Below are 14730 nucleotides of genomic sequence, written 5' to 3' on the forward strand. Positions count from 1 at the left end.
GATTACCGGATACCCAGCCCCTGGATGCTCGCCGCATCGGCCTCGAAGCCCGCCATCTCCGCGAAGCGGCGCCCGCGGTCGGCGTAATCCTTGAACTGGTCGAAACTCGGCGCACCGGGTGACAGCACCACCGTGCCGCGGCCGTTGAGCACGCGGCGCGCGGCACCGACGGCCGACGCCACGTCGATGGCGCGGTAGACGTTGGAAATGCCCGCCGCTTCGAGCTGGTCGGCGATGCGCGTGCCGTTGGCGCCCTGGCAGATGATCGCGTCGCAGCCCTGCTGGCGCATGGCCTGCACGAACACCGACCAGTCGAGGCCGCGATCGTGGCCGCCGACGATGAGCGCGACATGCTCGTCGTGCACGGCTTCCAGCGCGGCGAGGCTGGCCAGTGGCGTGGTGCTGATCGAATCGTTCACCCAGCGCAGGCCGTCGCGCACGCCCAGCGGCTGCAGGCGGTGCGGCAGGGGCACGAAGGTGGCCAGCGCGGGCGCGGCCGCGCGCGCATCCAGCCCCATGAGTTCGAGCGCCGCCAGCGCGGCACATGCGTTGATCGCGTTGTGCAGGCCCGGCGCCGCGACGCGGTCGGCGCGGATCACGTCGTCGTCGCCACGGCGGATCCAGCCGTCCGCGACATGCCAGCCCGCAGCATCGCCAAACATATGCAGGCCCGGATGGCTGGCGGCGCGTTCCACCAGCGCCGGCTGCATGCCATTCACCAGCACGCGCGCCGAGGCGCACAGCAGCTTGAGCTTGTCGTCGACATAGCGCTCGCGCGAGCCGTGCCAGTCGAGGTGTTCTTCGTAGAGGCTGGTGACGACGCCCAGGTCGACACCCATGGCTTCGCCGGTCTGGAAGCTCGACAGCTCGATGACCCACAGCGCGGCGTCGCCGTCGTCGAGCTCGAGCAGTGGCAGGCCGATATTGCCGGCCAGCGCCGTACGCACGCCGAGCGAACGCGCAAGGTGCGCGAGGAACGCCGACGTGGTGCTCTTGCCCTTCGTGCCGGTGACGGCGATGGTGCGCGCGCCCGTATGCCCACCGAACCACAGCGCGGTGCCGGAGGTGAAACGCGTGCCGGCCGCCTGCGCGCCCAGCAGCTCGGGTTTGTACGCGGAGATGCCGGGCGATTTGATGACGACGTCGTAGCGTGCCAGCGCGGCCGTATCGGGCGGCGTGGCGTGCACCCGCGCATGCGGGTACGCCGCGCGGGCGGCCTCGGCTTCATCGGCACCCAGGTAGATATCGACGCCCTGCCCCGGCAGCCGCCGCGCCAGCGCATCGAGCGCGGCGCGGCCTTCGCGACCGAAACCCCAGACGGCGACGCGTTTGCCCGCGAGATCAGCCCAGCGCATCCAGGGCTCCGAGCAGGCGCGCCGGCACCAGGTGCGAGGCACCCGGCTGCAGCCAGGGTTCCAGCGCCAGCTCGGACGGATCCAGTTGCGGCAGGATCTCGCGGCGGAAGCGCGCCACCAGGGCGTCCTCCTGCCATTCCGGCCGGTTGGCGAGGGCGAACATGGCGGCGCGCGCTTCCGCGCCCTCGCCCACGCATTCGAACGGCTTGTGGTCGTGGAATTCGAGCAGTGCGTCGAACGCAGCGGCCAGGTCGGGATCGTCGAGCAGGTTGCGCCCGAAGATGGACGTGAGCCGCGGCTTGGGCATGAACGGCGCCAGCGCGAGGAACACGAAGTGGCACTTAGGGCACTGCCCGCACCAGCGGTCCGCCGGCTTGGGGCCGAGGATGCGGAAGTTGCGGTTGCAGCTGGAGAACACGCCGAAGTACTCGCCGCCCAGGCGGGCGAACGCGCTGGTGACGGCCAGCTCGGACCACGGCCGCAGCAGCGAGCAGTAATCGAGGTCGGCGGCGACGTGCGAGTGCACGTAATCGTGGAAGGTCTTCTCGAAGCCGAAGCCCTTGCTCCACTGGTGGTTCACTTCCTGGCCGTCGTATTCCAGCGTGGCCACCGACGCCGAACGCTCGTTGGCGAACACGATGGAGTCGTACCCGTAGAGCACGGCCGCGACGACGAGGATGGCGGAGTTGATGGCGGTGACCGGAATGTGCCCGTTCCACGCGCCCAGCCGGTTCAGTTCGAACAGGCCCGGCGCCAGCTCGCGCGAGATGTTGAGCGTGGAGAGACCCGTGCGCGCGGCGCACTCGGCGATGAGCGGCGAATTGCCCACCCACGCGGCCGTGGCGTCGGCACCGATGGATTTGACCGCCTCCACCGCCACCACCGAATCCTTGCCACCGCCGATGGGCAGCAACGAGCGCTTCGGCAGGCCGATGGCCGGCGCCGCCACCGGTTTCGCCGCGCTGGACGGGAAGCGGATGCGGCCGCGCAGGTCGAGGCGGTTGCGGTACGCGAACTCGGCCAGGCCGTGCACGTACAGCGCATCGAACATCGCCGCGCCTTCGTCATCCAGCGGCGCGCCTTCCACCACGATGGCCGGCGGGATGCCGGCCTTGTAGTAGCTGACGCCCGCGACCAGGTGCAGCAGGCGCAGGGCCGCGGCGAACGCGGCCTCGCGGCCGGCCGGGATGGCCGGGGCGCCGGGGAACGTGATGCGCTCCACCAGTTCCGGGCCATCGTCGAACGCATAGGCCAGTTCCGCCACGCCATCGGCATAGGCATGGCGCACGAAACGGAAGCGCTGGCTTTCGCGCGGGTCGGCTTGCACGTCGGTCACGGCAGGAGCACCTCGTCAGCGGCGTCGCGCAGGTTGTACCGCGACGCCATCACGGCGCCGTAGGCGCCCCCCTGTGCAATAAGTATCACGTCATCCTCGAACGATTCGGGCAGGCGCCGGTCGGAGCCAAGGATATCGCCTGTCTCGCAGATCGGGCCAACCACCTGGTACATCGTGGTGGCGGGCGCGCCGAAGCGCGTCAGGTTGGCGATCTCGTGCCGCGCATCGTAAAGCGCGGGCCGGATGAGGCTGTTCATGCCCGTGTCCAGCCCCAGGTAGCGGATGTTCGCGCCCTTTTCCTTCTCCTGCGTGACGCGCGCCAGCAGCACGCCGGCGTCGGCCACGAGGAACCGGCCCGGCTCCATCCACAGCTGGAACTGTGGGTAGGCCTGGCGCACCGAGGTGAGCACGCGATCGAGCGCGATCATGTCGAGCGGCGCCTCGCCCGGGTGCGAGGGCACGCCGAGGCCGCCACCGATGTTCAGCACCTCGATGGTGCCGATGCGCTCGGCCAGCGCCGCCAGCTGCGAGTACACCTCGCCCCAGTGCGCCGCGTCGAGGATGCCCGAGCCCAGGTGCGCATGCAGGCCGATGACCCGCGCGCCGGCATCGTCGGCCAGGCGCAGGAAGCGGTCCACGTGCTCGATGGGCACGCCGAACTTGCTGCCCGTGCCGCCCGTCTTCACTTTCTGGTGGTGGCCCAGGCCACGGCCCAGGTCCACGCGCAACACGATGGCGCGGCCGCGGAACAGCTCGCCCCAGTGCTCGATGGGGTGCAGCGCATCGATGGTGATGGTGGCGCGGGTGGCCAGCGCGGCCTCGAAATCGCGGCGCGCGGCGAAGTTGGGCGTGAACAGCAACGGCGCGCTTTCGGGCACGACGGCCGCGACCGCCTCGAGTTCACCCGGCGAGACGCATTCGAACGCGAAGCCCTCCTCCGCCAGCACCTTGAGGATGCCGGGGTGGGTATTGGCCTTTACCGCGTAGTGCGCGCGGTCCACCGCCTGCAGCAACTTCACCTTGCGCGCCTGCGCACGCACGGTGGGCAGGTGGTAGACGTAACGCGGGCTGCGCTGCGCGGCCAGCTCGAGCAAGCGCGGGCGCTCGCCCTGCCACCACGCGGCGGCGGGCAGCGCGGCCTCGCCACTGCCGTAGAGCGCCTGCCACGCCGGGCCGAACACCATGCTGTCGTCGGTGCGCAGCGCGCCGGCGCCGATGAGCATCTCGTGCAGGCGCGGCAGGATATCGTCCACCACGTCCTCGTCCACCACGAAGGTGAGGTTGAGGTTGTTCGACGACTGCGAGATGAGGTGCACGCGCAGCTGGCCGAACTCGGCGAGCACCGCGGAAAGCTTGTGCAGCATCGAACGCATGCCACGCCCCACCAGCGTGATGGCGGCGCACGGCGCGATGACCTTCACCCGGCACACGCGCGCCAGGTCGGCCGCGAGCGCGGCGATGGCGTCCGAATCGAGCAGGTTCTCGGTCGGGTCGAGCGAGACCGTGACGTTGGTTTCAGCCGAGCCAATGAGGTCCACCGACAGGCCGTGGCGCTTGAACGCATCGAACACGTCGGCGAGGAAGCCCACCTGCTGCCACATGCCCACCGATTCCATCGACACCAGCGTGATGCCCTTGCGCGCGCTGATCGCCTTGATGCTGGGCGCGTGCTCGCGCACCTCGGGGCCGATGACCGTGCCCTCGAGCTCGGGGCGGTTGGTGTCTTTCACCAGCAGCGGCACGCGCGGCTCGCGCAGCGGCGACAGGCAGCGCGGGTGCAGCACCTTCGCGCCCGTGGAGGCGATTTCCTGGGCTTCTTCATAGTCCAGGCGCTGCAACAGGCGTGCACTGGCCACCTGGCGCGGGTTGGCGCTGAACATGCCGGCCACGTCGGTCCAGATCTCCACGCGCGCCGCCGCCAGCAGCGCACCGAAGTACGCCGCCGAGGTATCCGAGCCACCGCGGCCGAGCAGCACCGTGCGGCCTTCTTCGTCGCGGGCGATGAAACCCTGCGTGATGAAGACCTCGCCACGCGCGGCCAGGGCGGCGGAAAGCGCCGGGTCGGGGTGCGGTTCGACCATGGCCGAAAGCAGGCGGGTGCGCTCGTTCTGGTTCGGCAGCGCCACCGCGTTGAGGCACTCGCGCGCATCCAGCCACTGGGTGGGCAGGCCATTGGCGGTGAGGAACGCGGCGCCCAGCGCGCTGGACATGAGCTCGCCGTGCGCCTGCACCGCGGCCTGCCAGGCCAGCTCGCCCAGCGCCGCCGGGCCGGCCTCGGCCAGCACCGCGAGGCCGTCGAGCCGCGCGCCCAGGGTCTCCGGCAGGGCCAGCGACATCTCGCCCAGCAGGGCATGGTGGCGATCGGCCAGTGCGGCGGCCGCATCCGAGCGGCGTTTCGATTCCGTGTGCGTGCAAAGCTGTTTCAGGCCGTCGGTGATACCGGACAGGGCCGAGACCACGATCAGCACGCGCGCGCCTTCGGCGCGGCGGCTGGCGGCCAGCTCGAGGATATTGCGCCAGCGCGCGGCGGTGGCCACGGAGGTGCCGCCGAACTTCATGACGATCCAGGGCGCGTTGTCAGGCAACGGCGCGTTTGCGTTCTCGCTCACGGTTCTCTTTGCGTTGGTTGGGGAAATCAAAGAAAAATCCGACCGAGTGTTGCGCCGCAACGCACAAAACGCAACGCCCCTACGAAGCGGCGTCAACCTGACGAAGCGGCGTCCGTAGGAGCGCACACCCGTGCGCGAAAAGCCAACGAAGCGGCGACGAGGCAACCTCCCTTAGAGCGACCGACCCAATCCCCCTCTTCCCATCACCCCCCATCCCGGCCATCCTCACCCTCCCAACCCACCTCGCGACCCAAGCGCCCCATGGAAAACCCCGGATACGCCCGCCGCCTCACCCTCTTCGACGCCGCGCTGATCGTCGTCGGCGGCATCATCGGCGGGGGCATCTTCCTGAACCCGGGTATCGCGGCGCAGCGCACCTCCTCGGGGCTGGTGCTGCTTGGTCTCTGGGTGGGGGCCGGCCTGCTCACCCTGGTGGGCTGCCTGTGCTACTCCGAGCTCGGCGCCCGCCGCCCGCAGGCCGGCGGCAGCTACGTCTACCTGCGCGAGGCCTTCGGCGAGCTGGCCGGGTTCCTGTTCGGGTGGACGATGCTGCTGGTGATCTACAGCGGCAGCGCCGCCGCGGTGGCCACCATCTTCGGCACCTACGCCACGTCGGTGTTCGGCCTGCCCGCGAACCTCGTGAAGCCGCTGGCCGTCGGCGCCCTGGTCTTCGTCACCGGCATCAACCTGTTCGGCATCAAGCTGGGCGCGCGCATCCAGAACGTGTTCGCCATCCTCAAGCTGGCCGCCATCGCCGTGCTGGTCGTCACCGGCCTCGCGTTCGCGGGCGCCGGCACCACGCAGGCCTTCAGCAGCTCGCCGATGCCGCCCGGGGCGGGCGGCATCGCGGGTGCCCTGCTGCCCGTGCTGTTCGCGTTCTCGGGCTTCAGCTACCTCAACAACCTGGCCGGCGAGGTGCGCGACCCGCAGCGCACGCTGCCACGCGCCCTGGTGCTGGGCATGCTCGTCGTCATCGCGGCCTACGTGCTCACCAACTACGCCTACCTGGCCGTGCTGGGCCACGACGGCCTGGCCGCCAGCAGCGCCCCGGCCGCCGACGTGATGAGCCGCGTCTTTGGCGACGCCGGCGCCAAGGTCATCGCCATCGGCATCGCCATCTCGACGCTGGGCTTCTGCAACATCACGCTCGTGGCGGGCGCCCGCGTGCTGCAGGTGATGGGCGAGGACGGCCTGTTCTTCGCCAGCGTGGCCCGCCTGCACCCGGTGCACCGCACGCCCAACATCGCCCTGGGCGCCCTCTCGGGCTGGGCCATCCTGCTGGTGCTGGCCGCCAACTACGGCCAGCTGCTCGATTTCGCCACGTTCGGCGACTGGGCCGCCTATGCCGTCACCATCGCCACCCTGTTCTGGTACCGCCGCCACGTGAAGGAGCGCCCCAGCTTCGTCACGCCGGCCTACCCCCTGCTGCCCCTCGTGTTCATGGCCACCGTCGTCGCGGTGGTGGTGGCCTATGCATGGTCGAAGCCGCTCAGCGCCGCCGTCGTGTGCGGCGTGGTGCTTGCCGGGCTGCCCGTGTACGCCGTGTGGCGACGCCTGTTCAGTAAACTCGCTCGCTGAACGGGGGCCCGGATGCCACAATGGCCCGGTTCAGCTTGAGGAAAGCAGATGGCACAGCAAGGCCCGACGTCGCCCGTACCCGTTCCCCCCACGCAGGGCGCCACCGAGGTGCCGCCCAAGCCCGTACGCGAAGGCATCGACCTGATCGTCAACGATGAGCGCTACCGCCACACCGGCGACAAGGCCATGCCGTTGCTGTGGTACCTGCGTGACGTGCTGCGCCTCACGGGGGCGAAATACGGCTGCGACCAGGGCAATTGCGGCTTCTGTACCGTGATCGTCGACGGCAAGGCCGTCGCCAGCTGCCAGGCGAAGATGGAAACCATGGCCGGCAAGCGCGTCACCACCGTCGAGGGCCTCGCCGGCAAGGACGGCACGCTGCATCCGGTGCAGCAGGCGTGGATCGACGAGGACGCCATCATGTGCGGGTTCTGCCAGCCGGGCCAGGTCATGGCCGCCGTGGATCTCCTCAACCGCCAGAAAAACCCCTCCGATGCCGACATCGACAAGATCGGCAACCTTTGCCGCTGCGGCAGCTACGGCCGCATCCGCAAGGCGATCAAGCGCGCCGCCGGCACCATGAAGGAAAAGAAGGCATGAGCGGCGAGGTCAAACTCTCCCGCCGCCGCTTCCTGAAGTACGCCGCGGGCACCGCGGGCGCCCTTGTCATCGGCATCGGCACCGTCGAGGCCGCCGAGCGCCCCGTGCCGCTTGCGCTGCTGGGCGATGCCTGGGCCCAGGTCGGGCCCTATATCCGCGTGGCGGCCGATGGGCGCACGTTCATCGGCGTGCGCGACCCGGATAACGGCGAAGGCACGGCCACGTCGCTGGCGCGCATCATCGCCGACGAGATGGACGCCGACTGGAACCGCGTCGTGGTCGAGTACCTCGGCCTGGGCATCGAGAAGGGCAACGGCGAACCCAAATTCACCTACGGCCGCCAGCGCAGCGGCGATGCCACCAGCATCCCCGCCGCGTGGGCCGACCTGCGCCAGGCCGGCGCGCTCGCCCGCTGGCTGCTGCTGCAGGCGGCCGCGCGCCGCCTCGGCGTGCCGGCCGAGCAGCTGCGCGGCGAGGGCGGCATGGCCGTCGCCGCCGACGGCCGCCGCATCTCCTACGGCGACCTCGCCAGCGCCGCCGCGGGCATCGACGCGCCCGCCACGCCGCCCCCGGTCAAGGCCGCCGAGCGTTACACCCTCATCGGCCAGCCGGCCGGCGATATCGACGCCCGCGCCGTCGTCACCGGCGCGCTGCGCTACGCGGCCGACGAATCCATCGGCGAGCCGCTCATCGCCGTGCTGGCCCGCTGCCCCTACCCGGGGGGCTCGCTCGATGGCGCCGACCGCGACGCGGCCGGCAAGGTCGAGGGCGTGTTCGCGGTGGTCGACGTCACCCCCGAACAGGGCCAGGCGCCCGGCATGGCCGCGCAGGCGCCCGCCATCGCCGTCATCGCGCGCGATACGTGGGCCGCGCTGAAAGGCCGCGAGGCCCTCAAGGCCACGTGGAAACCGGGCCAGGCCACCGAGCCCTCCGCCGGCGACCTCGAGAAGAAAGCGCTTGCGCTGTTCGACGACGACACCGCCACGCCCAGCACGGTGCGCAACGATGGCGATGTCGCCACCGCACGCAAGAAAGCCGCGCGCGCCCTCGAATCCACCTACGTGCAGCCATGGGTGGCGCATGCCACCGCCGAGACCCCCAACTGCCTGGTGCGCCTCGACCCGGATACGAGCATCACCATCGTCGCGGCCACGCAATCGCCCCGCCAGGTCTACGCCGTGGTGCAGCGGATGACCGGCTTCGGCCCCGACCAGGTCTACATCCGCGTGCCGCGCGGCGGCGGCGGCTTCGGCCGCCGGCTCGAATCCGATTACATCGCCGAGGCCGTGGCCATCGCCCAGGCCAAGAAGCCGCAGGAGATCCAGAACCGCCCGGTGCGCGTGCTGTGGACCCGCGACGACGACCTGGCCCACGACTACTACCGGCCGTTCGCGGTGCACCGCCTCAACGCCTCGCTCGACAAGAAGAAGGCCATCGTCGGCTGGCACCAGCGCATGGCCAGCCCCTCCGTGCTCGCCGGCCGCGCCACCCCGCCCGACCGCCTCTGGCAGTCCGAGCTGGTGCCCGATGCGCTGCCGGCCGGCCTCGTGCCGAACTACCGCAGCGACTACTACCCGCTCGATTCCCTGCTGGCGCGCGGCGAGTGGCGCGGCTCGCCGCATGTTACCCCCACGTTCGCCAGCGAAAGCTTCATCGACGAGCTGGCCCACGCGGTAGGCGCCAACCCGCTCGACTACCGCCTGCAGATGCTGGGCGACGCGCGCCAGCTGCCGTACAACGGCCGCGGCGGTCCCATCGATACCGCCCGCATGGCCAACGTGCTGAAGCTCGCCGCCGACAAGCTCGACTGGAGCCGCTGGCTGCGCAGCGAAAACGGCCTGGGCATCGCCTGCGCCTACGTGTTCGGCACCTACGTGGCGCATGCCATCGAGGTGGCCCCCACGCAGGACGGCATCGATATCCACCGCGTGGTGTGCGTCGCCGACGTGGGCCGCGCCGTGAACCCCCTGGGCCTGGCCGCCCAGCTCGAGGGCGCCACGCTCGATGCGCTGTCCACCGCGCTGAACCTCGCCATCACCGTGAAGGACGGCAAGGTGCAGCAGGCCGGGTTCAAGGATTACCCTGTGTCCGCCACGCAGCCGATGCCTTACGAGGTGGAGACCGTGATCGTGCCGTCCACGGCCGATCCTGCCGGCGCCAGCGTCATCGGCATGCCCTCGGCGGCACCGGCGCTGGCCAATGCCGTGTTCCGCGCCACCGCCGTCCGCGTCCGCAGGTTGCCCCTGCTGCGCGAGCTGGCTCGCCTGCGTTAATCAACGAACGTCCCCGGGGTAAAGCATGTCCACCGCATCATTCACCTCGGGAGCCGCCGCGCCACGCCGCACCGACGCCGACCTCATCGCCGGCAACAAGCGCTTCTACGATGCGCTGTGGGCCGATGCCCGCCTGTGCGCGCCCGAGCGTTTCAACACCTGGCCGCTGGTCTCGGAGCTGGCCGCCCGCGCCACCAGCCGCCTGGAGGTGGCGCCGGGCCTGCGCCCGCGCCTGCCGCTGGCCGATACCCAGTTCGTCGACCTGTCGCGCCCGGCCCTGTCCGAGCTGCGCCGGGCCGGCGCGCGGGTGGCCAACGCCATGATCGGTGCCCTGCCGTTCCGCGATGGCGCGTTCGATTTCGTCTGCGCCTTCGACATCCTCGAGCACGTGGTGGACGACGACGGTGCCCTCGGTGAACTGGCCCGCGTGGCGGTGCCAGGGGCCAGCCTGCTGCTGTCCACCCCGCTGCACCCCGACGCCTGGACCCCGTTCGACGATTTCGTGGGCCACTACCGCCGCTACGAGCCCGAGGCCATCCGCGCCCTGCTCGCGCGCCATGGCTTCACCATCGAGCGCAGCGCCGTCTACGGCATGCAGCCCAAGTCGTCGAAGCTGCTCGACCTGGGCCAGTATTTCCTCACCCACCACCGGGCCCGCGCCATGTGGTGGTACAACCGCGTGTTCATGCCGCTGGGCATGCGGTTCCAGAAGCCGCTGGCCTTCAAACCGGGCTTCGACCCGGCCCCCGGCGTCGACGAGGTCCTGCTGGTCTGCCGCAAGGCAATTACTTAAATCGAGCAAAAACAGGGGCTTTACATATGGCGCGGCGCAACTGGTTATGATGCGCCACCTCCACGTCCCCCGGATTGAAGCGGCATGCTCTACCTGATGCACGAATGGCAGCGGTCCATGCTCAGCCCGCTGTCGTACTGGGCCGAAGCCGGCGCCAAGATGTTCGGTGACCTCGCCAGCCCCTTTGCCCGCATGCCTGGCGCCGACCGCGCCGCTGCCGGCTACGAGCTGATGTTCCGCCTGGGCAAGGCCTACGAGAAGCCCGAGTTCGACATCCACAGCGTGCACGCGCATGGCCACGACGTGGCCATCGTGGAGCAGGTGGCGATGAGCAAGCCGTTCTGCACGCTCAAGCGCTTCAAGCGCTTCAGCGACGACCAGGCCACCGTCGACAAGATGAAGCACGACCCGGCGGTGCTCGTCGTGGCGCCGCTTTCCGGCCACCACAGCACGCTGCTGCGCGATACCGTGCGCACGCTGCTGCGCGACCACAAGGTGTACATCACCGACTGGGTCGACGCCCGCATGGTGCCGCTGCAGGAGGGCTCGTTCTCCCTCGCCGACTACGTGTCGTACATCGAGGACTTCATCCGCCACGTGGGCGTCCACCGCGCGCACGTGGTCTCGGTGTGCCAGCCCACCGTGCCGGTGCTGGCCGCGGTATCGCTCATGGCCGCGCGCGGCGAGGCCACGCCCGCCACGCTCACCCTCATGGGCGGGCCCATCGATACCCGCGAGAGCCCCACCAGCGTCGATAACCTGGCCACCACGCGGCCGCTCTCGTGGTTCCGCAACCAGCTCATCCACAAGGTGCCCTACCAGTACCCCGGCGCGGGCCGCGAGGTGTACCCGGGCTTCCTGCAGCACGCGGGCTTCCTTGCCATGAACCCCAGCCGGCATGTCATGTCGCACTGGGATTTCTACGAGAACCTGCGCAAGGGCGACCTGGACGACGCCGAGGCGCACCGCAAGTTCTACGACGAGTACAACGCCGTGCTCGACATGCCGGCCGAGTACTACCTCGACACCATCGAAACCGTGTTCCAGGAACACCGGCTGCCCAAGGGCACGTGGGAAGTGCACGGCGAGCTGGTCAAGCCCGCGAAGATCAAGGACACCGCCCTGCTCACCATCGAGGGCGAGCTCGACGATATCTCGGGCCTGGGCCAGACCGAAGCCGCGCACGGCCTGTGCAAGGGCATTACCAAGAAGCGCAAGAAGCACATTACCGTGGAAGGCGCCGGCCACTACGGCATCTTCAGCGGCCGCCGCTGGCGCGACGTGGTGTACCCCCACGTGCGCGACTTCATCAAGCAGTACGACAAAGGCAACAGCAACACCGGCGCGCAAGGCACCCGCAAGGCCTGAAAAAGCCGCCATGTGGGAGCGCGCTTGCGCGCGATCGCGCGCAAGCGCGCTCCTACAAGAGCAGCGCGCCTATCGCGGCCATCACCACGAAGAACGGCACCGACCACGCGTGGAACGCGCCCCAGGCGCGCTTCTCGCCCAGCAGCCGTAGCGCGATGAGGTTGGCCAGCGAGCCCAGGATGAAGCCGAAGCCGCCGACGTTCACGGCCCACGCCAGCGTGCGCCAGTCGTGTGAATACTCGGCCAGCAGGATCGCCGCGGGCACGTTGCTCACCACCTGCGAGGCCAGCGCTCCCGTGGCGAACAGGTGCAGCGGCTGGTGCAGGTCAAGCGCGCCCAGCCATTGCCTGATGATGCCCAGGCCCGCCAGCATGCGCAGGTCGATGAACATCAGCACGAAGGTGAGCAGCAGGCCCCAGTCGATGGCGGCGAGCACCTTGCGGCGGAACAGCGCGAATGCCACGAACAGGCCAAGCAGGCCCCAGGCGGCGTGGTGCGCGTCGGCGAGGAACAGGAAGGGGATGTAAAGCACGGCGCCCACGATGAGCATGGCGCGGTCGAGCCCGCTGTCGACGTGCTCGTGCACCTCCAGCGGCGTGCCCGGGAACGCCACGGCCGTGAGCGCCAGCAGCAGCGCCATGGCGATGGCCACCACCGGCAGCATCTGCCAGACGAAGCCGCCAAAGCCGATGCCCCACTGCTGCCAAAGGAACAGGTTCTGCGGGTTGCCTATGGGCGTGAGCATGGAGCCGGCGTTCACGGCCAGGGCCTCGAAGATGACCAGGCGCATGGCCGGTATCCGGGCGATGCGGCACATGCTGAGCGTGAGCGGCACCATCACGAACAGCGACACGTCGTTGGTGAGCAGCATCGACAGCAACGCCGTGGCGCCCACGAGGCCCAGCGCGGCCAGCCGGCGCGTGGGCGTGTGGTCGATGAGCCAGCGGCCGGCATGCGCCAGGGCGCCGCTTTGCTCCACGGCCTTGGTGAGGATGAGCAGGCCGGCGAGCGCCGCGATGGTGGGCCAGTCGACCAGCGACGGCCAGCTGGCGATGCGCGCCGGCATGGCCACCGCGAAGAGGATGGCCACGCCGAGCAGCACGAGGAAAAACACGTCGCGGCGCAGGTTGCGCAACGACTCAGGCAGCCACGTCATCCGGGGGATCCGACCTCAAGGTGAGGTGGATCATAGCGAACCGGTATGTCGTCGAACTGTAGGAGCGCGCTTGCGCGCGACATCTTTCGCCCAAACGCAGCAGGCCCTGCAGCAGTATCGCGAAAGATGTCGCCCGCAAGCGGGCTCCTACGGGCACCCTCAGCGGAACTTGTCGGGGATATCGACCTTGCCGGTGACGCCCTTGTGGTCGACATCGCCGCTGCCGGCGGTGCGGACGTGCAGGTCGCCCTTCACGCCGTCCACGTCGAGGTCGCCCGAGCCAATGGTGCCGACATCGACGTTGCCCGTGATGTCGGTGAGCTTGGCGTCACCCGAGCCCACGGTGCCGATGCTGACGCCGCCGTTGATGGTGCGGGCGGTGAAATCGCCGGAACCAACGCTACCCACTTCGATGGGGCCGCTGTTGGAGACCTTGACGTCGCCGGAGCCCACGTTGGCTTTGACGCGGCCGCGCACGCCATCGACGATGAGGTCACCCGAGCCGGCGGCGCTCTCGAGCGACGCCACGCCACGCACCTCGGCATCGCCCGAGCCGACCTCGACGATGACGGGGAGGTTGGCAGGCACGTTGGCCTCGACCTTCAGCTCGGCGTAGGAGCCGCCCCAGTTCATGTGCCAGCCGCTGTCCTTGTTGCGCAGCTCGACGACCAGCGTATCGCCCTGCTTCGACTGCACGACCTCGAGGTTATCGGCGATGGCCTGGGTGGAGCCACAGGCGCGGCCATGCGCGCCCGGCTTGCCACCGCCACTGCCGTTCACCTTGAGGTCGAACGAGTTCACGACAAAGCGGACGGCCTTGACCGACGACAGGTCGAAATCGAGGTTGCGGTCCGCGTGGAACTTGCATTCGGGGTTGTCGGCCATGGCGGCCAGCGGCGTGAGCAGTAGCGCGGCGAAAATGAGGTGACGCATGGGTGGTGCCCTCCGGTGATGATGCGGTGTGCCGGTCATGGATGCAGCCCGCCCGCAGAAGGTTGCAATGCGCGTTTTCACACGAAACTGACCGGACGGCAACCGGGCAGTCAACCGCGGGCGGGCAGCCACGTTTTCTCCCGTGCAACAGCCACCCGGAGAGACACCCCATGCAACGCAAGACCCTGCTCGCCAGCGCCGCCTCCCTCCTCCTTGCCGGTTCGGCCGCCTTCGCTTTCGCGCAGGACGCCGCCCCCAAGGCCCCCGCCGCCCCGGCGGCCAACACCACCCAGCCGGCCCCGCAGCAGCGTGACGGCGGCCCGAAGTGGGGCCACGACCACGGCGGCCCGCGCGGCGACCACGGCCAGTGGGGCCACGGCCGCGGCCACGAAATGAGCGGCGTCATCGGTGACCTGCGCGGCCTCGAGCGCCTGTACATCATGAGCGGCCGCCAGAAGGAACTGCCGGCGCTGTACAACAGCGTGCTGGCCAAGTCGCAGAACCCCATGGTGCGCGACTACGCCTACCGCCACCTCGCCCGCGCGCAGATGGCACCGGCCAATGTCGACGCCGCCATCGCCACCATGAAGAAGAGCCTGGACGAGAACCTCGCCAACGACCAGAAGCGCCACGAGGAAATGGCGGCGTTCAAGGCCCGCATGCAGCAACGCACGCAGACGGCACCCAGCGCGCAATAAGAAAATGTAGGAGCGCACACCCGTGCGCGAA

At 69.7% G+C, this 14730-nt stretch carries 11 protein-coding genes; 6 read left to right on the top strand and 5 right to left on the bottom strand.

What is annotated here, in order from left to right; all coding sequences use genetic code 11:
• Window positions 1–2: 2 nt before the first annotated feature.
• The 3 genes from murD to VI08_RS15805 are packed head-to-tail and all read right to left on the bottom strand — an operon-like array spanning window position 3 to window position 5300.
• On the bottom strand, window positions 3–1355 hold the full coding sequence (gene murD / locus VI08_RS15795) for a UDP-N-acetylmuramoyl-L-alanine--D-glutamate ligase (RefSeq protein WP_045830571.1): 1353 nt from the start codon (window positions 1353–1355) through the stop codon (window positions 3–5).
• The gene (murL, locus tag VI08_RS15800; protein ID WP_232309567.1) at window positions 1342–2691 is read right to left on the bottom strand and encodes a UDP-N-acetyl-alpha-D-muramoyl-L-alanyl-L-glutamate epimerase; all 1350 of its coding nucleotides are present in this window, start codon (window positions 2689–2691) and stop codon (window positions 1342–1344) included. The genes murD and murL overlap by 14 nt, the downstream gene beginning before the upstream one ends.
• Complete coding sequence (locus tag VI08_RS15805) at window positions 2688–5300, bottom strand: bifunctional aspartate kinase/diaminopimelate decarboxylase (protein ID WP_269745850.1); 2613 nt, start codon at window positions 5298–5300, stop codon at window positions 2688–2690. Before VI08_RS15805 ends, murL begins: the two co-directional genes overlap by 4 nt.
• Window positions 5301–5561: 261 nt before the next feature.
• Here VI08_RS15805 and VI08_RS15810 point away from each other — a divergent pair, with 261 nt between their 5' ends.
• The 5 genes from VI08_RS15810 to VI08_RS15830 all read left to right on the top strand — a co-directional run bounded on the left by VI08_RS15810 (window position 5562) and on the right by VI08_RS15830 (window position 11912).
• Window positions 5562–6878: an APC family permease gene (locus VI08_RS15810; RefSeq protein WP_045830572.1), complete on the top strand. Its 1317-nt coding sequence runs from the start codon at window positions 5562–5564 to the stop codon at window positions 6876–6878.
• 48 nt (window positions 6879–6926) lie between these two features.
• Window positions 6927–7478: a (2Fe-2S)-binding protein gene (locus tag VI08_RS15815; RefSeq protein ID WP_045830573.1), complete on the top strand. Its 552-nt coding sequence runs from the start codon at window positions 6927–6929 to the stop codon at window positions 7476–7478.
• Window positions 7475–9751, top strand: coding sequence for a xanthine dehydrogenase family protein molybdopterin-binding subunit (locus VI08_RS15820; RefSeq protein WP_045830574.1), 2277 nt, complete (start codon window positions 7475–7477; stop codon window positions 9749–9751). Before VI08_RS15815 ends, VI08_RS15820 begins: the two co-directional genes overlap by 4 nt.
• 25 nt (window positions 9752–9776) lie before the next feature.
• Entirely contained in the window at window positions 9777–10544 is a 768-nt protein-coding gene (locus VI08_RS15825; protein ID WP_084621564.1) for a class I SAM-dependent methyltransferase, read from the top strand.
• Window positions 10545–10628: 84 nt separating this feature from the next.
• Window positions 10629–11912 (top strand): polyhydroxyalkanoate depolymerase, encoded by a 1284-nt coding sequence (locus VI08_RS15830; RefSeq protein ID WP_045830575.1) that lies wholly within the window; start codon window positions 10629–10631, stop codon window positions 11910–11912.
• A gap of 52 nt (window positions 11913–11964) precedes the next feature.
• Here VI08_RS15830 and VI08_RS15835 read toward each other — a convergent pair whose 3' ends face one another.
• Both VI08_RS15835 and VI08_RS15840 read right to left on the bottom strand, forming a co-directional pair.
• Window positions 11965–13068, bottom strand: coding sequence for an SLC13 family permease (locus VI08_RS15835; protein ID WP_045830576.1), 1104 nt, complete (start codon window positions 13066–13068; stop codon window positions 11965–11967).
• Window positions 13069–13227: 159 nt separating this feature from the next.
• Window positions 13228–14001, bottom strand: coding sequence for a DUF4097 family beta strand repeat-containing protein (locus tag VI08_RS15840; RefSeq protein ID WP_045830577.1), 774 nt, complete (start codon window positions 13999–14001; stop codon window positions 13228–13230).
• 170 nt (window positions 14002–14171) lie between these two features.
• On the opposite strand from VI08_RS15840, the gene VI08_RS15845 reads away from it, so the two are divergent.
• Window positions 14172–14699 (top strand): hypothetical protein, encoded by a 528-nt coding sequence (locus VI08_RS15845; RefSeq protein ID WP_045830578.1) that lies wholly within the window; start codon window positions 14172–14174, stop codon window positions 14697–14699.
• Window positions 14700–14730 lie beyond the last annotated feature (31 nt).

The organism is Luteibacter yeojuensis, from assembly GCF_000964085.1.
GTDB lineage: Bacteria > Pseudomonadota > Gammaproteobacteria > Xanthomonadales > Rhodanobacteraceae > Luteibacter > Luteibacter yeojuensis_A.

What these genes read in the sequence shown, in the direction of transcription:
- VI08_RS15840 (WP_045830577.1), bottom strand. Translation starts at nt 14,001, where the DNA reads ATGCGTCACCTCATTTTCGCCGCGCTACTGCTCACGCCGCTGGCCGCC.
- VI08_RS15845 (WP_045830578.1), top strand. Translation starts at nt 14,172, where the DNA reads ATGCAACGCAAGACCCTGCTCGCCAGCGCCGCCTCCCTCCTCCTTGCC.
- VI08_RS15830 (WP_045830575.1), top strand. Translation starts at nt 10,629, where the DNA reads ATGCTCTACCTGATGCACGAATGGCAGCGGTCCATGCTCAGCCCGCTG.
- VI08_RS15820 (WP_045830574.1), top strand. Translation starts at nt 7,475, where the DNA reads ATGAGCGGCGAGGTCAAACTCTCCCGCCGCCGCTTCCTGAAGTACGCC.
- VI08_RS15825 (WP_084621564.1), top strand. Translation starts at nt 9,777, where the DNA reads ATGTCCACCGCATCATTCACCTCGGGAGCCGCCGCGCCACGCCGCACC.
- VI08_RS15815 (WP_045830573.1), top strand. Translation starts at nt 6,927, where the DNA reads ATGGCACAGCAAGGCCCGACGTCGCCCGTACCCGTTCCCCCCACGCAG.
- murD (WP_045830571.1), bottom strand. Translation starts at nt 1,355, where the DNA reads ATGCGCTGGGCTGATCTCGCGGGCAAACGCGTCGCCGTCTGGGGTTTC.
- VI08_RS15835 (WP_045830576.1), bottom strand. Translation starts at nt 13,068, where the DNA reads ATGACGTGGCTGCCTGAGTCGTTGCGCAACCTGCGCCGCGACGTGTTT.
- VI08_RS15810 (WP_045830572.1), top strand. Translation starts at nt 5,562, where the DNA reads ATGGAAAACCCCGGATACGCCCGCCGCCTCACCCTCTTCGACGCCGCG.